Annotated in this window: 9 protein-coding genes; all 9 read right to left on the minus strand. The window is 77.6% G+C overall.

The window, feature by feature from the left end:
• Positions 1 to 2: 2 nt before the first annotated feature.
• A complete protein-coding gene (locus BGK67_RS28630) occupies positions 3 to 1250 on the minus strand; it encodes an MFS transporter (protein ID WP_069922782.1) in 1248 nt (415 codons plus the stop codon).
• Between the two features lie 20 nt (positions 1251 to 1270).
• Positions 1271 to 2524, minus strand: coding sequence for an alkaline phosphatase family protein (locus BGK67_RS28635; protein ID WP_069922783.1), 1254 nt, complete (start codon positions 2522 to 2524; stop codon positions 1271 to 1273).
• 110 nt (positions 2525 to 2634) lie between these two features.
• Entirely contained in the window at positions 2635 to 3432 is a 798-nt protein-coding gene (locus BGK67_RS28640; protein WP_244291336.1) for a galactokinase, read from the minus strand.
• Between the two features lie 1148 nt (positions 3433 to 4580).
• Complete coding sequence (locus tag BGK67_RS28650) at positions 4581 to 6449, minus strand: class I SAM-dependent methyltransferase (RefSeq protein ID WP_069922785.1); 1869 nt, start codon at positions 6447 to 6449, stop codon at positions 4581 to 4583.
• Positions 6446 to 7609, minus strand: a complete 1164-nt coding sequence (locus BGK67_RS28655; RefSeq protein WP_069922786.1) for a glycosyltransferase — start codon at positions 7607 to 7609, stop codon at positions 6446 to 6448. The genes BGK67_RS28650 and BGK67_RS28655 overlap by 4 nt, the downstream gene beginning before the upstream one ends.
• Complete coding sequence (locus BGK67_RS28660) at positions 7606 to 8448, minus strand: alpha/beta fold hydrolase (protein WP_069922787.1); 843 nt, start codon at positions 8446 to 8448, stop codon at positions 7606 to 7608. The genes BGK67_RS28655 and BGK67_RS28660 overlap by 4 nt, the downstream gene beginning before the upstream one ends.
• A 7-nt stretch (positions 8449 to 8455) precedes the next feature.
• Positions 8456 to 8773 carry an acyl carrier protein gene (locus BGK67_RS28665; RefSeq protein ID WP_069922788.1) on the minus strand — a complete coding sequence of 106 codons (318 nt, stop codon included), beginning with the start codon at positions 8771 to 8773 and terminating at the stop codon, positions 8456 to 8458.
• Positions 8763 to 13556 carry a type I polyketide synthase gene (locus BGK67_RS28670; RefSeq protein ID WP_069922789.1) on the minus strand — a complete coding sequence of 1598 codons (4794 nt, stop codon included), beginning with the start codon at positions 13554 to 13556 and terminating at the stop codon, positions 8763 to 8765. Before BGK67_RS28670 ends, BGK67_RS28665 begins: the two co-directional genes overlap by 11 nt.
• Positions 13549 to 20439: a type I polyketide synthase gene (locus BGK67_RS28675; RefSeq protein WP_244291337.1), complete on the minus strand. Its 6891-nt coding sequence runs from the start codon at positions 20437 to 20439 to the stop codon at positions 13549 to 13551. The genes BGK67_RS28670 and BGK67_RS28675 overlap by 8 nt, the downstream gene beginning before the upstream one ends.
• Positions 20440 to 20752 lie beyond the last annotated feature (313 nt).

A 20752-nucleotide genomic window follows, 5' to 3' on the forward strand; every position in this document is an offset into this window, starting at 1 on the left:
CCCTACGACGGCCCGCCCCCCTCCCGCCCGCCGAACAGGGCCACCGCCGCCAGCGACAGGACGAGGCCCCCGGCCGCGATGCCGAGGGCCGGGCCCGGCCCCCACAGCGTCCAGGCCGCGCCGAACATCAGGGACCCGGCGAACCGGGCCAGCGCCTGGGCCGTCTGGAGCACCGCCAGGCCGGTGGTGCGCAGCCCCGCCGGGAGCAGCGGCCCGGCCGCCGCCATCAGCACCCCGTCCGTGGCCGCGTAGAACAGGCCGAGCAGCCCTAGGACACCGAGCACGAGCGGCGGCCCCGCCGGCACCGGGGCGAGCAGCAGCAGGCAGGCTCCGAGCAGCAGCACGTGCCCGCCCAGGAACACCCGGCGCCGGCCCAGCCGGTCCGCGGCCCGCCCGGCGGGCAGCGCGGCCAGCAGGAACACCGCCGCAGTACCCACGGGCAGCAGCGGGAAGTACGCCGCCGGCAGTTCGAGCCGGCGCTGGAGCAGCAGGTAGAGGAAGGCGTCGCCGACGGTGAACAGGCCGAGCACGGCGGCGGTCGCGCACAGCCGCCGCAGACCGGGGATCCGTACGAGCGTGCGCACCGGGGGCAGCGGGGCGCGGGCGGCAGGGGCGGGCGCGGGGGCCTCCCGTACGAACAGGACCAGCACCACCACCCCCAGCACCGCCACGCAGCAGCTCACCGTGAACACGGCCGCGTACCCGTCCGCCACCACCCACAGCACCCCGAAGGCGGCCAGCGGCCCCAGCAGCGCGCCCGCCGTGTCCAGCGCGCGGTGCACCCCGAAGGCGCGGCCCTGGTCCTGCGGCGGGCAGGACAGCGAGATCAGCGCGTCGCGGGGGGCGGTGCGCAGGCCCTTGCCGGTCCGGTCGGCGGCGAGGACCGCCGCGACCGACCAGGGCGTGGTGACCGCGAGCAGGGCCGCCTTGCACCCGGCGGACAGCGCGTAGCCGAAGCCCGCGACGAGTTTGCGGCGGTGCGTGCGGTCCGAGATCCGGCCGCCCGCCAGGCGCAGCAGCGCCGTGGCGCCCTGATGGAGCCCGTCCAGGGCGCCGAAGGCGAGCGGGGACATGCCGAGCCCGGCCACCAGGTACAGCGGCAGGACGGCCGTGACCATCTCGGCCGAGACATCCGTGATCAGACTGACCAGGCCGAGTGCGAACACCGTGCCGGGGACGGCCCGCAGGGGACCGCTCGGGACCGGGGTGCCCCCGGCCAGGTCTGCGGCCCGGCTGGTCGACAGGTACACGGATGCCTCCCTGAAGGCGACTAGAACCAGTTGACGGTGAGCGGGAACCCGGCGGCGACGGTCGCGCCCGTGGAATCGGTGGCCGTGGCGGTGATCTGGAGGGTGCCACTGGCCCACGGCTTGCCGCTGATCCGGCCGGTGCCGGGGTCGACGGTCAGGCCCCAGGGCAGACCGGTGGCCGCGTACCGGACCGGGGGCTTGCCGCCGGTGGCGCTGAGCTGAACGGTGCAGGACTGGTTGAACTTGCAGGTCTGCGGGCCGGGGTCGGCGAGCTTCAGGTCACCCGCGGTCGGGGTGGGGGTCGGGGTGGGCGTCGGCGAGGTGGGGGTGGGAGTGGGGGTGGGCGTCGAGCCGCCGAACACCTCGCTGATCGGCTGGACGTTGGCCGCGTTGCCCGCGTGCGTCGTGCCGAAGAGGTCCTCGAAGGTCCGCAGCAGGTGGTGGTGGTTGAAGGGCGCCGCGTACTTGCCCGTCTTCACGTGCGCGCCGTAGAAGACCGTGGCGATCTGGTTCGACCCCAGGTAGTTGTCCTCGTCCCAGGTCAGCACCAGCAGGCTGTTGTTGGCCTTCGCCCACTGCGCGTACGCGTCGATGTTGTTCCTCGTCCAGGTGTCGCCCGTACTGACCGGGCAGGAGTGCATGTCGTTGCACTGGTCCGGCACGATGAACGACAGGTGCGGCAGCGCCGCGAAGTTGTTCTGCGGGAACTGCGCCCAGGTCTTCCCGGTGTTCAGCGGCACGTTCTTGAAGGCGAACCACGGGTTGTGCTTCTGGGCGTACTGGCCGTTCGTGCAGGCCGTGGACCCCTCGCTCGGCAGGCCCTCGTTGTACGTGGCGAAGGTCTTGCCGGCCGCGATCAGCTCCTGGCCCAGGTTCGGCGCCGTCATCGACTGCGGGACGTAGCAGCCGTCGCCGGTGATGCCCTGCGTGGCGCCGGAGAAGAGGTTGAAGTAGTTGGGCTGGCTGGGGTGGGTCAGGGCCTTCATGCCGGTCAGGCTGGCGCCGCCGTTCGCCAACTGGTTGATGTACGGGGCGTTCGCGCTGCCGATGATCTCCCCGTACTGCTTGTTCTCGTACACGACGACCACCACGTGGTCGTACGAGGGCAGCGCGGCCGCGGTCGCGGCGGACGCCGTGGCGGGGGAACCGGTTTCCGCCGCCTGGGAGTTGGCGACGGTGAAGGCGCCCAGCAGGCCGAGCGCGCCGAGTCCGGCCACGAGCGCGGACCACCGGGCCCGGCGTCTCGCGTCGGCCCTGGGTGAGGGGGTGGGCATGGCGGATCCTCCTTGATTTCGACGGATGCGGCGTCAGCGGATGCGGTGTGAGCGGATGTGGTGGGGGCGGATGTGGTGGGGGCGGATGCGGTGTCAGCGGGGCCGGATGGTCATTCCTCGCGCCGGGCCGCGCCGGCGACGGAGATGTTCAGGAAGCGCGGCACGGGCCGCCGCCGGTCGCGGAAGTCCTGCGCGACCGCGGCGCGCACGGCCGCCAGCCGCGCCTCGGGCAGCATCACCAGGGCGCTGCGGCCCGGCTCCGGCCCCGGCGGCCAGGCGCTCAGGGCCCCGGCCCGGCGGGCGCAGGCCACCGCCCGCGCCAGCTCCGCCGGGCGGTCCGCGGCCTCGCCGCGCACGGCCACCAGCACCAGCCGAGCCCCGGTGGCCGCCGGATCGAAGGGGACGTACCGCTGCCGCCGCCGGGGCTCCGCCCCCAGCAGCAGGGCCTTGCCCTGCCGGGCGAAGAGCACCGCACGGCGCAGGGTGTCGTCCCCGTCCGGCAGCGCCGCGGCCAGCAGCCGGGCCAGGTGTGCGCGGTCCGGCAGTTCGCCGTCCGCCGTGTGTACGTCGGCCACCGCCAGGGCCACGGCACAGTCGGCCGGCTCCGCGGTGGCCAACCCGGCGGCGGCCGTGAGCGAGCCCTGCACGTGCAGGTCCGTCCCGCCGCGGCCGAAGCCGGCCCGGGCCAGGGCCCGCAGCACGGTGTACGGCCGGACCGCCCAGGCGGGGGCGGCGGGCGGCGGCTCGGACAGGTTCAGCGGCAGGTCGCAGCTGTCCGCGGGGTGCCCGAGCGAGCTGAGCCGGACCATGCCGTCGGTGCGCGGGGCCGCGGCGGCGGCGGTCGGCCAGCCGGCCGCCGCGACCAGGCCGGGGGACCCGAGGTGGAAGGCGTACGGCGCACTCCACACGGCGGCGGGCGGCCGGCCGTGCGCGGCCTCCAGCGCGTAGGCGACGAGCCGGAAGAGCGGATCGGCGGTGGCCCGCCGAGCCAGGTCGCCTCCGGCGCGGTCGGCGGTTCGGGTGGTGGCCGCGCCCGGACGGCCGGTGGCGGTTGTGGCGGGGCCTGTGGCTGTGCCTGTGCGGGCGGGGGTGGTGTGGGTTGTGCCTGTGCCCGCTGCGGCTGGGGCGGTGCTGGTTGGGTCTGTGCCCGCGGGGGCTGGGGTGATGCTGCCTGTGCCTGTGCCTGTGCCTGTGCCCGCGGGCGCTGGGGTGATGGTGGTTGTGCCTGTGCTCACCGGGGCTGGGGCGGTGCTGGTTAAGCCTGTGCTCGGCGGAGCCGGGGTGTTGCCGGTTGGGCCTGTGTCTGCCCGGGCGGCGGCGGGTCCGGCTGCGCTCGCGCGGGCAGTGGCCGCGCCCGCGAGGGGCCCGCGCCCCCCGGCGGGCCCCCCGAAGCCGGCTCCCGTGCCGCCGAACCGGGCGGCCCCGGACCCGTGGCCGCCACGCCTGCCGAGGGCCGGCTTGTCGGTGTCGGGTCCGGCGATATCGGGGCGGGCGGCCACGGGTCCGCGGGCGTCGCGTGCCGCGCCGTCGTGCCTGCCGAGGCTGTGCCGGGCGGCGTCGGGCGCCGGGAGGTCACGCCCCGCGACGCCGGGGCTCGGGTCGTTGGGTCCGGCGAGGCCGGGGCCCGGGTCGGCGGGTCCGGCGAGGTCGGGTTGGGGGGTGCCGGGTGCCGGGAGGCCACGGCGGGTGCTTTCGGGGGTGTGGGTGTCGCGTGCCGCGCCGTCGTGTCTGCCGAGGCTTTGCCCGGGGGCGTCGGGTCCGGGGATGTCGGGCCCCGGGTCGGCGGGCCCCGCGACGCCAGGGCTCGGGCCGCCGCGTCCGCCGAGGGTTCGCGGGGCGGCGTCGGGCCCCGGGAGGTCGCGCCCGGCGGCCTCGGGGCCCGGGTCGGCGGGTCCGGCTACGCCAGGGCTCGGGCCGCCGCGTCCGCCGGGGCTTCGCCCGGCGGTGTCGGGGCCCGGGGCGTCGGGGCCCGAGAGCCCGGGTTCCGCGGCGCCCGGTCCGGCGGGGGCGAGGGGTGCCGCGGTCGGGGTGGGGGTTTCGGGGGTGGTGGGGTGGGTCATGGGGTGTCCTTGCGGGCCAGGACGCGGTAGGCGTTTCCGCCGTCCGTGAGGCGGGCTGCCGTCGAGCGCAGGGTGTCGAGGGCGGCCGCGGCGGCGAAGCACGGCAGTGCCGCCGTGCGGACGAGGCTCGCGCGGGCCCGGGCGCGGGGGGTGGCCGGGGGACCCCACGGGCGGTCCGGGTCCGGGGCCAGCCGCGCGGCGGTCAGGGCCACCGCGCCGAAGAAGTCGTTGCCCTGGTGGGCCGCCCCGTGCTCCTCGACGAGCACGGTGAACCCCCGGTCGGCCAGCGCCTCGCGCAGGTTCGCGGCCGGGACCAGGTGCTGGTGCTGCGGCTGGAACCACGGCAGCCACGCCCCGCCCAGCAGATCGGCCATGCGCGACTCCGGATCGGGCACCTCGACGGTCAGGAACCCGCCGGGGGCCAAGGCGGCGGCCGCCGTGTCCAGCTCGGCCAGCGGATCCCGGGTGTGCTCCAGGTAGTGGTACATGCTGACCACCTCGTACCGGCCCGCCAGCTTCGAGGCGAATTCCGGGAACTGGCCCTGGTATCCGGTCTCCACCCACCCGCGGCGCTCCGCCTCGAGGATCCCGTCGCCCATGTCCAGCCCGTCGAACCGGGTCCCCGGCCAGACCTCGCGCGCCGCGTTGCAGAAGTGCCCGTGCCCGGTGCCCACATCCAGCCAGGACTCCGGTCCGGCCCCGCCCACATGCCCGCGGAGCATTTCGGCGCGCGCCCGGTAGGAGGGGCCCAGCCGTCCGAAGACCGTTCCCGCGCCCTCGCCGCCCCGCCCGTCGTAGAAGTCGCGGTAGTAGAACTCCAGCCCCTCCGGGCTCAGCCGGGGGTTCTGGAAGACGTGCCCGCAGTCCTGGCAGCGCTCCAGCGCGAACCGGCCGGGCTTGCCCTGGAGCAGGTCCGGCACCCGGACCCGGACGGCGAGCCGCCCGCTCCCGCACCACGGACAGTCCGGGCGGCGCGCCTCGAAGAAGCGGTCGGTCCCCGCGGCCAGGTCGGCCCGGTAGGCGGCGGCCCGGCCGGACACCGGCTCCCCGCCCCCGCCCCGGCGGGCCGCCGCGGCCGTACGCACGGCCGCGCCGAGGGAGCGTACCGGACGGGCGGCGGTGGCCCGGGCCAGATCGGCCGGGCGCAGCGGGGAGCCCGGCCCGCCGAGCGCCAGGTACGGCTGGAGCCAGTACAGCCCGGCCGCGGCGGCCCCCCACCGGCCCTGGCGTACGACGGCGCCGGCCAGCAGCGCCAGGCCGGCGAGCTGGGCCGCGGCCAGCGCCCCCGGCGGCAGCCCGTGCGCCCGCAGCTCGGCGGCCCGCGCGGGACCGGTCGTCTCGGGCTGCGGCCCGCAGCTCAGCGCCGGGGCGATGGCCAGGCCGGTGGCCCCGGCCGCGTACTCCTTCAGGCGGCGGGTCAGCGCGAGCAGTTCGGCCGGGCCGGGGCGCGGCCCGTCCGGATCCACCCCGGCCCGCGCGAGGACCTCCTCGGCGGCCAGTACGGCGAACCCGGCGCCGCGCCCCTCGCCGAGCCGGTCCGCCTGGTAGCGGGCGGGGTCGACCAGGCGCAGCAGCCCGAGGGCCCGCTCGGCGGGCAGGTCCGCCGGCAGCAGGTCCAGGACCCGCAGCCCCTCCCGTTCGGCGTGCGCGCAGGCGGAGAGGAAGGTGGCCGCGTCCGCCTCGACCCCCCGGGCGGTGAGCAGCCGCCACCCGGCGGCCCGCGGCACGCCGGCCGCCGCGGACGGGGCGGCCGGCAGCACCGGCACCGCCCGCAGCCTGCGGCCGGCCCGGACGGTGCCGGCGCCGAGCGCGGCCAGCAGCACCGCCGAGGTCCACGGGACCCGGGGGATCGGGAGTGGCGTCATCGCAGCTTCTCCAACCGGTCGGCCGCGGCGGCGGCTCCGCCCGCCGCGGCGAATGAGGCCTGTATGCGCCGGGCGGACCGGCGGGGGCCGGGCTCGTCCAGCACGGCCGTGAGGGCGTCGCGCAGTTCCTCGGCCCGGGTCCGGCCGAACCGCAGCCGTACCCCGGCCCCGGCGTCCACGACCTGGCGGGCCACGATCGGCTGGTCGTCGCGGATCGGCGCGACCACCAGCGGCAGCCCGAACGCGAGGGCTTCGCAGACGGTGTTGTGGCCGCCGTGGCAGACCACCGCGTCCAGGTGGGGCAGCAGCTCCAGCTGCGGGACGCGCTCCTGCGACAGCAGGTGGTCCGGCACGGACCCGATCAGTGCGGCGGGGGCCGCGAGCACCAGCTGCACGTCCTCCGCGAGGTGTTCGGCGGCCCCGAGCACTGCCCGGTAGAACCGGCCGCCGGCCTCCTGGTTGAGGGTGCCCAGCGACACCAGCACCCGGCGGCGCGCCGGGTCGAGCCGCTGCCAGGGGAATGCCGGAGCGGCCGGCCGGGCTCCGAAGGCCGGGCCGACGAAGGCGTAGTGCGGTGGGAACACCTGCGCCGGGCCGACGAGTTCGGGGGTGGAGAAGACCAGGACGAGCCGGTCGGAGAAGCGCGGATCCCAGCCGGAGGACACCGCGCCGAACTCGGCGACCAGCCCGCCGATCTGCTCCGCAACCCACTCCCCGACCTTCGGGAAGTCCGCGAAGGGACGCGTGAGTTCGGCCGAGGTGCTGGCGGAGGTGGCCCAGGGGATCCCGAGCCGCTCGGCCACCAGCGGTCCGGCCAGGGCCTGCTGGTCGGCGACCAGCACGTCCGGCTCGAAGGCGCGGACGGCGTCGGCCACCCCCGGCACCATCGCCCGCGCGAGCGGCACCAGGGCCTCCTCCCACAGGAACCGCAGCGCCGCGACCCCGCGCAGATCGCGCCAGCGCGCGTGCAGCGCCGTATAGCCGCCGCCCGCCTCCTCCCCGGCCGGCAGGATCCGGGCCTGCGCGGGCAGCATCCGGGCCAGCGCCGCGGAGGGCCCGGCCCAGGCGATGTCGTGGCCCCGGGCGGCGAGTTCGGCGCCGACGGCCACTGTCGGATTGACGTGTCCCGCAAGCGGCGGAACCGTGAACAGCACCCTCATGGGACCAGCGCTCCCATCCGCATCCCGGACGACTTCCGTGCCGCCCGGGCCGCCGACGCGTCGAGATGGGCCAGTACGGCCTCCCGCAGCGCCCCGCTGGTCTCCTTGAGCACGTCGTGCCCCAGCCCCGGCAGGATCCGCAGGACCCCGTCCGGCGCGTGCCGGGCCAGTTCCCGTGCGCCCGGCACCAGTTCGGAGTGCTCGCCGCACACGATCAGCAGCGGGCAGCGCAGCCGCGCGTAGTCGGCCGGGGTGAAGGTGCGGCCCGCCGCCATGTCGTCGATCAGGGTGGTGCGGTTGAGCAGGTCGTCGGCGATCGCCGTGAGGTTCGCGGCCTTGCGCAGCCGCAGGGTGCGCAGTTCGGCCGGGACCGGACTGTCCTCCAGGCTGAGCGCGGCGGCCGACAGGGTGTCCACCATGTTCTCCACCCAGGCCCCGCTCAGCGGGGGCTCCAGGAGGGTCAGCGCCGAGACGAGGCCGGGCCGGGCCAGCGCCGCGTGCAGGGCGAGCGTGCCCCCGTAGCTGTTGCCGACCAGGTGCGCCGGCCGGTCGCCGAGGCCCAGCGCGCCGAGCAGCGCGAACAGGTCCCGTACGGCGGTGCGGCTGTCGTAGCCGGCGGCCGGCCGCTCCGTGCGGCCGTGGCCGCGCAGGTCGTACAGGACGGCCTCGTGCCCGGCCCGGGCCACCGGCACCGCCAGCGGGCAGTAGAAGGAGGACAGGTTGTCGACGGCCAGGCCGTGCAGGAAGACCACCACGGGCCGGTCGGGGCGGGCGGCTTCCGCGGTGGCCGGAAGCCGCTGGACGTGGAAGCGCAGCGAGTTGGCGTGGACGAAGGCCATGGCCGGCTCAGCCCGCCGAGCCGGCCGGGGAGGCCGCCGAGCGGGCGAGGGAGGCATGGGTGATCCGGCCGATGTGCGTGACGAGGTCGCCCACGGACATGGCGAGGATGGCGTCCATGTCCTTCTCCGCCAGGAACTCCATCAGGTCCACCTCGGCGCCGTAGCGGTGGTGGAGCAGCTCGGCGAGGGCGACGAACTCGACGCTCTCCAGGGCGAGATCCTCGTTGAACGTCGTCTTCATCGTGACCTCGTCGGCGAGCAGGTAGTCGTCGCCGACGATCTCCACGAGCATTCCGGTGATCTCGGCGAGGATGTCAGGTGCCATGACGGGTCTCCGTGGGGTGGAAGGGGACGGGGGACGGCGCCGCCGCCGCGCGAGCGGTCCAGGCGACGACGTGGGGATGCGGATCGGTGGCGAGCAGGGTGGTGCGGACCGGGTGCGGGTGCCCGTCGGGGGAGCGCACCAGCAGTGCGCCGGAGTCCGGGTCCTCGGACACCCGCCAGTCCCTCGGGCGGCCGCCGAGCCCGCTGCCCTCGGCCTTGGCGGCGGCCTCCTTGGCGCACCACACGGCGGTCAGGGCGGCCGGCAGACCCGTGCCCTCGCAGGCGGCCAGCCGCTCGGCGAGCCGGACCTCCTGCGGGCCGAGGGCGATCCGGACCAGCGCGTCCGGGTCGGCGGTCACCTCTTCCACGTCGATGCCGACCGCGCGGCCGGGGTGCGCGAGGGCGACCGCGATCCGGTCCTTGTGGGCGATCGACAGCCGCAGGCCCCGGGTGAGCGGTCCGTCGGCGAGCGGCCGGCCGGCCGGGTCGTTGCCGATGGGCACCTCCGCCGGGAACACCGGCCCGGCGCCGCCGTCCCACAGCAGCTGCCGCAGGGCGTCCTTGGCGGCGATCCGGCCCAGCAGCCAGGGCGCCCGGGCGCGCGGCGACAGCCGCTCGTACGCCGCGCGCTCGGCGGCGCCGAGGTAGCGGCGCATCACCAACTCCTGGGAGGCGGGATCGGTCCAGCGGCGCCGGGCCAGGCACCAGCCCTCGGGCCGGGGTTCGCCGATGCCGCACACCTCCGGGGTGAACTTCATCGGCCAGACCCGCTCGTCGGCGCCGAACCTGCGGTACGTCCACCCCTCGATCCGGGCCCACACCCCGCCGCCGGCCAGGCGCAGTTCGAGGTCGCCGCGCACGGTGGTGTCGCGCACGTCGCGGATCCGGGCCGTGGCGGCGACCAGCTCCTGCGGGGCGGGCGGGGGGCCGCAGAAGCGGATGCGGTCCACGGTGGCCGGGAACACCAACCGGTCCACGGGAAGCCGCAGTTGCATCCAGTGGCCGAAGAGCTGCCCGGCGGCGTCGAGCAGCGCGCCGGGGTCGGGCAGGGCCCGCAGCACCCCTTCGATGCCGTCCGAGGCGACGGTCCGCACCTCGTGCACGGCGGCGAAGCGCGGGCCGTGGAACATCCACCGGTCGCGGTAGAGGGCCTCGGCGCTGACCGGGGCCGGCCGCGGATCGCGCAGGGGGGTGGTGTCGGGCGCGGGCGGCCGTCCGTACCGCTCGCCGAGCAGCACGACCACCGAGGCGTACGCGCCGAGCGTGACGCGGGCCCGGCCGGGCCCGTCGCCGCGGACGGCGACCTCGATGTCGACGGCCGGCTCCACGGCCAGCCAGCGCAGCGCCCGTACGTCCTCGTAGCCGACGACGTGGAGACCGGGCGGGGCGTGCCGCAGCGCGGCCTCCGCCGCCAGCTCCAGCATGGTGGTCATGGGCACGACGGGGAACCGGTCGGAGTCCTCGGGCCAGCCGTCGGGCTGGAGGTACACGCAGTGGTCCCGTACGTAGGGCAGCGCGGCCAGGGAGAGCCGCAGGCGCTCCGTACCGGTGGGCCCGGCGGCAGCGGCGCGACCGGGATCAGGCGCCGGCAGCCGCGCCGCGGCCGGTGAGGTCGCCGCGCCCGTCGCCCGCACGGCCGACCAGGCGTCGGCGACGCTTTGGGCGGCCGCACCGGTGTCGGCCAGCACCGCGTCCAGTGCGGACAGCAGGACCGGGCGGGGGGCCGACGGGTCGGCCGGAGCCGTCCCCGCTGCCGGCGGAGTCAGCAGGCCGCCCAGAGAGGCCCGGGCCGCCTCGCCCAGCCGGACCAACGGAGAACCGAGGTCCAGCGGCACACCACGACCGGATCCGGCTCCGGTGCCGGGCCCGACGCCGGAGCCGCCTTCGCGGCCGGCCCGCGTCGCGGGACCCGCCCCGGCGCGGCCGGCGGCCGCACGGGCACGGCCCGCCGGCCCGGCACCCGCGGCGTCCGCCGGACGGGCACCGGCCTCGGCCTCGCCCGAACCGGCCTCGGGCGAACCAGCCTCGCCCGAACCGGCCTCGGTCGGGCCCGTACCGGCTTCGGCCCGGCCGACACCGGCCCCCGCCGGGTCCGCGCCGGCCCCCGCCGGCCCCGCGTCGGCTTCCGCTTCGGGCAGGAGGTCCCAGCGCGGGGCGTGGCCCTCTGCCCAGAGGGCGGCGCAGGTGCGGCGTAGGGCCGCCAGGCCCGTGAGGCGGGGGGAGGAGGTGGACACCGACAGGTGGGGGCGGTCGCGCAGGGTGTCCTCGACGAAGCCCGGCAGGCTGCCCGGGCCCAGCGTGACGAAGCCGCGCACGCCCTCCTCCTCGTACAGTCGCAGCGTCAGCTCGCGGAAGCGGACCGGCTCCAGGAGGTGGCGGACCACCAGCTCCCGCACCTCCCCGGGCTCCGCGGGGAACGCCGCGCACGTGGTGGCCGACCAGACGGGCAGGGCGCCCGCCCGCAGCGGCAGCCGGGCGAAGGCGGCGCGGACCTGGCCGAGGTACGGCTCCCACATGGGCGTGTGGAAGCCGGAACGGAACGGCAGCTCCTGACCGAGCACTCCCTCGCCGCGCAACCGTGCGAGGGCGACCGCCACTTGGCCCGGCTCCCCGCAGATCACCGACTGGTGGGGGCAGTTGTCGTGGCTGACCACCACCGCGTCCAGGCCGTGCAGGGCGGCCTCCGCCCGCCGCGCGCCGCAGCCCAGGGCTGCGTACACGAGGTCCGGGACCCGCAGGTCGCCCGGCCGCAGCGAGGCCAGGAAGGCGTCGGCCGCCTCCTGCGGATACAGGCCGGCGGCCACCATCGCCGCCCACTCGCCCAGGCTGTGGCCCGCCAGCACATCGGCCTCGATGCCGAGGCCGGGCAGCACCCGGGCGAAGAACCGGCCCGTGGCGATGGCGTCCACGGCTCGTTCCACCAGGGACGCGCCCCGGGTCAGCCGGGGCGCCGGCGCTCCCAGGCTCTCCGCGACATCCTCGACCACGGGGGCGAACTCCGGTTCCAGGCCCGGGAACAGGAAGGCCGTCCGGCCGCCCAGGGGTTCCGGGCTGAACCACACGTCGCCGCGCCCCCGCCAGGCCCGCCCGCGCGCCACGGCCTTCGCGGCCAGCGCGAGCCGCTGGGGCGTCGGCCCGAACACCGCGAGCCGGCACGGGCCGTCGCCCCCGGACACGGGCGGGCCCGCCGCCAGCAGGGCCGACAGTTCCGCCGGGCTGTCCCCGGCCAGCAGCAGTACGCCGGCCCGCGCGGGCGCCCCCACCGGCGCGGCCGGGGCTCCCACGGGCAGGAACCGGCGGCCCCCCCGGCCCGCGACCGTCCGGCGGGCTGCCGCCGGGCGGGCGGCCCCCGGTGCCTCCTCCAGCACCACGTGCGCGTTGATCCCGCCGAAGCCGAACGCGTTGACCCCGGCCCGGCGCGGCTCCGGCCCGCGCTCCCACGGCTCCGCCGCGGTCACCGGCCGCATCCGCGTCGCGGCCAGGTCCGCGTGCGGCTCCTCCAGGTGCAGCGTCGGCGGCAGCACGCCCTCGTGCACGGCGAGGGCCGCCTTGATGAGTCCGGCCATGCCGGAGGCCTGCATGGTGTGCCCGAGCATCGACTTCACGGAGCCGAAGCCGATCCCCGGGTGCCCGGCCACCGGCGGCCCGAACACCTGGGCCAGGGTGTCGAGTTCGGCCGCGTCCCCGACGGGGGTGCCCGTGCCGTGCGCCTCCAGCAGGCCCAGCGCGCCCGGGGCCCGCGGATCCAGCCCCGCCTCCCGCCAGGCCCGCTCCAGGGCCCGTACCTGACCGGCGACCAGGGGGCTCATCAGGCTCGCCGCCCGGCCGTCGCCGGCCACCCCCGTACCGCGGATCACCGCGTAGACGCGGTCGCCGTCGCGCTCCGCGTCCGCGAGCCGCTTGAGCAGCACCACCCCGGTGCCCTCGGAGAGCAGGGTCCCGTCGGCCCGCCGGTCGAAGGGCCGGATCCGCTCGCTCGGGCTCAGCGCCCGCAGCTGGGTGAACACGCTCCACAGCGTCGCGATGTGGCAGTGGTGCACGGCTCCGGCGACCACCGCGTCGCAGCGCCCGCCCGCGAGCAGCCCCACCGCCTGGTCCACCGCCAGCAGCGAGGAGGCGCAGGCCGCGTCCAGCGTGTAGGCGGGGCCGCGGAAGTCCAGCCGGTTCGCCGTCCGGGCGGCCGTGAAGCTCGGCACCAGGCCGATCGAGGCGTCCGGGCGCTCCGGGCCCAGCGCCTCCTGGAAGGCGGAGCGCACCTCGGCGATCCGCCGCTCGCCGAGCTCCGGCGCCAGCTCCCGCAGGGTCTGCGCCAACTGGTGTGCGGTGCGCACCCGTTGGTCCAGCCGGGCGGTGGCCACGCCCATGAACCCGCCGCGCCCCAGCACCACCCCGATCCGCGACCGGTCGGCCGGCAGCCGGTCCTCGCCGCCCGCGTCCGCGAGGGCCTCGGCCGTCGCGTGCAGGGCCAGCATCTGGTCGGGCTCGGCCCCCTCCACGGCGGCCGGCATGATCCCGAACCGGGTCGGGTCGAAGGCGGCGAGGCCGTCGACGAACCCGCCGCGCCGGCAGTAGAACCGGTCGCCCGCCGCCGGTCCGGCGGCGGCCGCCGGGTCGTAGTACACCTCCGGGTCCCAGCGCCCCGGCGGGACGTCGCCGATGGAGTCCGTGCCGGCGAGCAGATTGCGCCGGTAGGCGGCCAGATCGCCGGCCCCGGGGAACACCGCGCCCATCCCGACGATCGCCGCGTCGGTGGGCCGCGGGCCGCGCCGCTGCCGCTCACTCATCGCCGTGGCCGCCTTCCGCCATCAGGACCACCTGTACGTCGGTCCCGTGCGCCAGTTCGTGCAGGAACGCGGCGGTGCCCGAGTCGGGCGCGATGAGCGGGATGCCGCGCCGGGCGTAGGCGCGCTCCAGCTCGGGGGTGACCATCCCGCCGGCGTCCGCCGCCCAGGGCCCCCAGTCCACGGACAGCACCCGGCCCGGGAAGGACTCCGCCCAGGCGTGCGCCAGGCCGTCGAGGGCGTCGTTGGCCGCCCCGTAGTCGCACTGGCCCCGGTTCCCGTAGACGCCGGCGACGCTGCCGAACAGCGCCAGGAACCGGGGCGCGGGCCCCGTCCCGTGCTCGGCCGCCGCGGCGGCCAGGTGCCGGGCACCGGCCACCTTGGTGGTGAACACCTCGGTGAAGTCGGCCGGCCGCTTGTCGCGCAGCAGGCCGTCGCGCAGTACCCCGGCGCCGTGCACGATCCCGTCCAGCCGGCCGTGCCGGGCACGCACACCGGCCACCACGGCCCGTACCGCCGCCTCGTCCGTGACGTCGGCGCGGTGGTAGCGGACGGAGGCCGCGGCCGTGGCCAGGGCCGCCAGCGTGCCCCGTACCTCGCGCTCGGCGAGGATCCGCGAGGCCGCCGCCTCGATCTCGGCGGGCGTACGGAGCCCCGTGGCGATCAGCGCGGCCCGCAGCGCCACCCGGTCCGTGGCCTGACCGAACCGGTCGGGCTCCGCCGGGGGTTCGGGAGTGCGGCCGAGCAGCTCCACGTGGCAGCCGGTGGCGCGGGCCAGCGCGAGCGCGGTCCGGGCGGTGATCCCGCGGGCCCCGCCGGTGAGCAGGACCACCGAGTCCGGGCCGAGCGGGAGGCCGTCCCCGTCCGCGGCGAGCGGCGCGGGCACGGGGCGCCGGGTGACGCGCGTCCCCTCGGCCGTGTAGCCGACCGAGGCCGGGCCGTCGGCCGCGCCGCAGGTCAGCTCGGCGAGGAGCTGCGCCGCGACCTGCTCGGCGGCCTCCTTGGGGTGGACGTCCACGGCGCGCACCAGCGTGCCGGGGAACTCCAGGGCGGCGCTGCGCGCGAAGCCGTGGAGTCCGGCGCCCTGGCTGCCGTTCGCGGTGACGAGCAGCAGCCGGGGCGTCCCGCCGGTCAGGGCGTGCCGCAGCCCCGGGTAGACCTGCGGGAGGACGGGCTCGGCGCCGGTCCGCAGGGCGGTCAGGTCGACGATCCCGTCGAAGCCGGCCCCTGCCTCGGTGAGCGGCCGCGCCTCGGCTCCGTACGACCGCAAGGCCGCGCAGAGCGCCGGGGCGAGCCCCTGTCCGTCCTGGACGACCCCGATCCGCAGGTCGCGCAGGGTCCGCGGGTCCCCGCCGGCCACCGGTACGGGGACGGTGTCCACGCGCAGCCGGGCGACCGGCACGGGGGCCGGCCCCGCTTCCGGTTCCGCCACCGCCGCCACCGCCGGTTCCGTTGCCGGTTCCGGCGCCTCGGTGTGGGCGGTGACCCAGTCCACGATCCCGCGCAGGGTCTTGATCCGGGACAGCTCCTCGACCGCGGACTCGGCCGACCCGCCCGGGCCCCGGGGCAGCCCGATCCGGTCGGCCAGGGCGCCGATGATCTCGACCCGCTTGATGGAGTCGATGGACAGGTCCGCCTCCAGGTCCAGTCCGGGGTCGAGCATGTCCCTGGGGTATCCGGTCCGGGTGTGGACGATCTCCAGGACCGCCTCCATGACCTCCTCCGGCGACCGGACCGCCCGGGCGGTGGGGGTCGGCTCCGGGAGCGGGTCGCCGGCCCGCGCCGCACCCGGGCCGTCCGCTTCGGGCCACGGGTCGTGGGCGGCGCCCGGCGCGCGGACCACCGGCCGGGACTCGGGCCACGGGTCGGCCGCTCCCGGGCGGACGGCCGGGTGCGGCACGGCCCCGGACCCGCCCAGGTAGCCCAGCAGGACCTCGCGCTGCGCCTCGACCAGCTCACGGGTGCCCCGCAGGTACTCCAGCACCGCCTGCTCGCGCGGGTCGGCGGACGGAACCGGGGCCGCACCCGAACCGGCACCCGCAGCCGGGGCCGCACCCGCGCCCGGAGCCACCGCCGGAGGCACCCGCCGGGCGGGCCGCAGGCCCCCGGCCACCGGTGCGCCGTCGGCGGTGCGCACCAGGTGGCCGTCCACCAGCCAGCCCGGCCGGCGCGGAGCGCGGTCGGGCAGGGCGGAGGTCCGGCCGCGGAACAGCGCCTCGGGGTCCACCGGCACGCCCGCCGCGGCGAGTTCGGCCAGTGCCGTGACGAGCCGCACCAGGCCGTGCTCGCCCGGGACGTCCAGCGGCACCACCGTGTGCGGCCGCTCGCCGAGGATCCGGGCCGTCAGCCCCGACAGCACCCGGCCGGGCCCCGCCTCCACGAAGGTGCGGACACCGGCCGCGTACATCGCCTCCACCTGCTCGACGAACCGGACCGGCTCGGCGACCTGGCGTGCGGCAAGGCCGCGTACTGCCTCGGCGGACGCCGGGTAAGGGGCGGCCGTCGAGTTCGACCAGACGGGGATGCCGGGCGCCGACACCGCCGTCCGCGCCAGCTCGGCGGCGAGGGCGCTCGCCGCTCCCGCGACGACCTCGCTGTGGAACGCGCAGGCCACGGGCAGCGGTTCGGCCGACAGGCCCGCCTCCCGCAGCGCCGCCACCGCCGCCGACACGGCCGCCGTCGGCCCCGAGACCGCGCACTGCCGGGGCGCGTTGTGGTTCGCCACCACGCAGCCGGACCGCGCGGCGATCTCCCGTACCTCCTCGGGCGCGGCCGACACCGCCGCCATGGAGCCCGGATCCGCTCCGGCGGCGGCGAGGATCGCCTCGGCCCGGCGTGCGCTCAGCCGCAGGAGGCTCCTCGTGTCGTAGGCGCCCGCCGCCCACAGGGCGGTGAGCTCCCCGTACGAGTGCCCGGCCGCGCAGTCCGGGCGGACGCCGAGGCCGGTCAGCAGCCGGTGCGCCGCCGCTCCGGTCAGCCCGAGGGCGGGCTGGGCGACCCTGGTGTCGGTGACCGCCGCCCGCTGCGCGGCACGCCCCTCGGGGGTGAACGCCGTCGGCGGGAAGACGGCCGAGACCACCGGAGCCGGCGCCTCGTCCAGGAGCGCCCGCAGCCCGGGAAAGGCCATGAACAACTCGCCCAGCATCGCCGGGCGTTGGCTGCCCTGTCCGGGGAAGAGGAACGCGACCCGGCCCGGATCCGCCGACTGCTCCCTTACGTGGACCCCCTCGCCCGGAGCGAAGGCCCGGGCGCGCTCCAGCCGGGCCGCCAGCTCGTCCGGACCGGTGGCGACGACCGCCACCCGGACCGGGCCGGAGCCGGCGGCCGCGACCTCCGCCGCGAGGTCGCGCAGGGCCCACGGCCGCCCGGCCGCGTCGTTCTCCTCCAGCCGGGCCGCGAGCCGCGCCATCACCCGGCCCGCCGCCCGCCGGTCCTGCCCGCGGAAGCAGAACAGCTCGGCCGGCCACTCCTCCAGGCCGTGGCGCGGCTCCTCGGATCCCGGATGACCGGCGAGCACCGCGTGGTAGTTCGTCCCGCCGAAGCCGAAGGCGCTCACCCCGGCGATCCGCCGCTCCGGGGGCGCCGCCCAGGGCCGCGCCTCGGCGTCGAAGCTGAAGGGGCTGGTGTCCGGCCGCCAGGCCGGGTTCGGGGTGTCGATGTGCAGGGTCGGCGGCCGCACGCCCGCGTGGACCGCCCGGGCGGCCTTGATCAGCCCGGCCAGCCCGGCCGCGCACTTGGTGTGCCCGAGCTGCGATTTCACCGAGCCCAGGGCGCAGGAGCCGGCGGCGGCCCCGTGTGAGGTGAACAGTTCGCTCAGCACGGCCAGTTCGGTGCTGTCGCCGACGACCGTGCCGGTGCCGTGCGCCTCGACGAGCCCCACCTCGCCGGGGGAGACGCCCGCCCGGGCGTAGGCCCGCTCCAGCGCCCGCCGCTGTCCTTCCGGCCGGGGCGCGGTCAGGCCGAGGGACCGGCCGTCGCTGGAGGCGCCGACCGCCTTGATCACCGCGTACACCCGGTCGCCGTCCCGCTCCGCGTCCGCGAGCCGCTTGAGCACCAGCGCGCCCACGCCCTCGCCGAGCGCGATCCCGTCGGCGTCCGCGTCGAAGGGCCGGCAGCGGCCGCTGGGGGACAGGGCGCGCACGGAGGCGAACATCAGGTAGTCGTTGATGCCGTTGTGCACGTCCGCTCCGCCGCAGATGACCATGTCGGAGTCCCGGTCGCGCAGTTGGCGGCAGGCCAGGTCCAGCGCGGCCAGCGAGGAGGCGCAGGCCGCGTCGACCGTGCAGTTCGCGCCCCCGAGGTCGAGGCGGTTGGCGACCCGGCCCGCGATCACGTTGGCGAGGATCCCGGGGAAGGAGTCCTCGGTGAGCCGCGGCAGCTGCCCGTCCAGTTCGGGCGGCAGCTCGCCCAGGTAGGCGGGGTGCAGCGCCCGCAGCCCGTAGGCGCCCGCCAGCTCGGTGCCGGCCTCCGCGCCGAAGACCACGGAGGTCCGCGTCCGGTCGAACTCCCGGTCCTTGCCGTACCCGGCGTCGCCGAGGGCCCGCGCCGAGATCTCCAGGGCCAGCAGCTGGACCGGTTCGATCCCGGACAGGGAGGCGGGCGGGATGCCGTGCGCGAGGGCGTCGAAGGGCACCGGGCCGAGGAAGCCGCCCCAGCGGGAGGGGGTGCGCTCACCGGCGCGGGCCGGGTCGGGGTCGTAGTACAGATCCGGGTCCCAGCGCTCGGCCGGCACCTCGGTCACCGCGTCCGCCCCGGCCAGGATCCGCGCCCAGTAGGCGGCGAGGTCGGGGGCGCCCGGATAGGCGCAGGCCATCCCGACGATGGCGATGTCGAGCGGATCCGCGGTCCGGGCCGGCTCGGCGGCGGCCGCGGCGAACTCCGCCGCCCGCCGCTCCAGCAGTTCGCCCGCCCCGTCGGTGACCTCCGCGTGCAGCGCGGCGACGGTGGTGGTCTCGGACCGCAGGGTCGCTGCCTGCCCGAGCATGAACAGCCCCTCGTCGTGCTGCTCCTGCTCGGGCACCGCCTCCAGCGCGGAGCCCGCGCTCCCGGTCCCGGCAGAACCGGCGCCGCCGGGCAGGGCCCGGCGCAGTCCCTTGCTGGCGATGCGAAGCCGGCCCAGGTTGAGGCCCTCCAGCTCCTCCCACACGAGGCGCGGCTCGGTGCCGCTCTCGCCGAGGCGGCGGCGGGTCGCCTCGAAGGTGTCGGCGTACGGCGTGGCGGCGCAGCGCGTCGCGTGGCCGGGCGCGGTGTGCAGCAGCACGGTCCGTTCGCAGTCCAGTGCCGCCCGCTGGAAGCCCCGCACCACCGCGCCCGCCGCCACCGCCTCCTCGGTGAACAGGTACGCGGTGCCCATCAGCACGCCGACCCGGGCCCCCCGTTCGGCCAGCGGGGCGGCGGCCGCCACCGCCATCGCGGCCGAGCGGGCGTCGTGGATGCCGCCAGCGAACAGCACGTCCAGGGCTTCGGGTTCGGGGCAGGACAGCAGCAGCTCGATCTGCTCCTCCCACAGGGGGAACGAGGCGCGCGGTCCGACGTGCCCGCCGCACTCCAGCCCCTCGAACACGAACCGCCGGGCACCCTGCGCGAGGTACCGCTCCAGCAGCCCGGGCGAGGGCACGTGCAGATGGGTCCGGATGCCGGCCGCCTCCAGGGGGGCCGCCTGCGCCGGGGTACCGCCCGCGATGATCGCGTACGGGGGCCGGGCCTCGGCCACCGCGGCCAGCTGCTCCCGCCGCAGCTCGGCCGGGGCGAAGCCGAGCAGGCCCACGCCCCACGGGCGGTCCCCGAGCCGCTCGGCGCTCTCGGCCAGCAGCCCGCGCACGTCCGGGCCCTCCATGACGGCGAGGGCCAGGTAGGGGACCCCGCCCGCGGCGGCCACCGCCTCGGCGAAGGCCGCCTGGTCGCTCACCCGGGTCATCGGGCCTTGGGCGACGGGGAGCGGTTTCCCCGGCGGCCGGGCCCGTACGGCAGCGGCCAGGTGCCGGGGGACGGCCGCCCGGACCGCCTGGATCACCCCGCCGGTGGTCCGGTGCCGCGCGGCCAGCCGGGCGGCGCAGGCCCCGTCCTGGCCGACGGGCAGCAGCTGCGTCCGCAGGTCCCGGGCGCCGAGCAGGGCGGGCACCGGCCCCTCGGGCGGCGCCAGGTCGGGCCGCGCGAAGACCCGGTGCCCGTCGGCCAGCCGGGTCTCCGAGCCGTCCATCGACCGCAGTGCCGCGACCACTTCGGCGGGCAGGCCCGCCTCGCCCTCGGCGGTCAGCGCGAGTTGCACGTCGAGCAGCACGCCCGCCGCCCCGCCCGCGACGGCCGCGGCGGCCGTGTGCGGCCCGATCCCGCCGCAGGCGCGTACGGGTACCCCTGCCCCGGGGCCCGCGAGGAGCTGCTGGAGCAGCACGAAGGTGGTGGCGCCGCCCACTCGGCCGCCGGCCTCGTGCCCCTTGGCGACGAGCGCCGCCGCCCCGGCGGCCACGGCCCGCGCGGCCTCGGCGCGGCTGGTCGCCTCGGCCCACACCCGGGGCCGGCCGGCCGCCGCGGCCCAGGCGGCGACCTGCTCCGGGGTGTGGGAGGCGGGGTCGGCGAGCAGCACGGTGTCCACCGCGGGCGGCAGGTCCCCGGGGCCGAGCGGGCAGCCCGCGGGCACCCGTACCCCGTACCGGCCGCCGCTGCCCGCGCTGACGCCGGCCTCGCCACCGCCGCCCCCGTCACCGAGCCGGTGGGCCAGCTCCGCGAACGCGCGCCGTGCGGCGGCCGGGTCACGCCCGAGATCGAGCAGCCCGAGGGCGCCGGCGCGCTCGGCGGCGGTCACGATCCGGGGGTGGGGTTCCTCGAACGGGGTCACCGCGACGACCAGATCGCGGGCGGCGGAGGACTGCGGGGGATGGGGGGTCACGGGCGCTCCTCTTCCAATGCTGTGTGACATGGCGCAGTACAGAGCGGAAGAACGGAAGAACGTGAGAACGGGGGGTGCGTCGGTCTCGCACGTCGGCCGGGCGGCCCGCCACCGGTAGGGCGGGCTTGAGCGATGGTCAAACACCCTCACGCCGCGATGCATCGTGCGGGGGTCCTCCCGCACTGTCAACGGCCATGCGGAATACGGTGCTTCGCGTTATCGGCCCGGTCGGACCACCCGGCCCGCACCCCGGGCGGCCCGCGGCGCGCCCCCGCCGAGCCGGTGGCCTGGGGCGATTCCCGCGCAACCGCGC

The organism is Streptomyces subrutilus (assembly GCF_001746425.1).
Taxonomy (GTDB): domain Bacteria; phylum Actinomycetota; class Actinomycetes; order Streptomycetales; family Streptomycetaceae; genus Streptomyces; species Streptomyces subrutilus_A.

Bases quoted from the DNA above. Each gene is read 5' to 3' on its own strand.
- BGK67_RS28650 (WP_069922785.1), bottom strand. From the start codon at position 6,449: ATGACGCCACTCCCGATCCCCCGGGTCCCGTGGACCTCGGCGGTGCTG.
- BGK67_RS28665 (WP_069922788.1), bottom strand. From the start codon at position 8,773: ATGGCACCTGACATCCTCGCCGAGATCACCGGAATGCTCGTGGAGATC.
- BGK67_RS28635 (WP_069922783.1), bottom strand. From the start codon at position 2,524: ATGCCCACCCCCTCACCCAGGGCCGACGCGAGACGCCGGGCCCGGTGG.
- BGK67_RS28660 (WP_069922787.1), bottom strand. From the start codon at position 8,448: ATGGCCTTCGTCCACGCCAACTCGCTGCGCTTCCACGTCCAGCGGCTT.
- BGK67_RS28655 (WP_069922786.1), bottom strand. From the start codon at position 7,609: ATGAGGGTGCTGTTCACGGTTCCGCCGCTTGCGGGACACGTCAATCCG.
- BGK67_RS28670 (WP_069922789.1), bottom strand. From the start codon at position 13,556: ATGAGTGAGCGGCAGCGGCGCGGCCCGCGGCCCACCGACGCGGCGATC.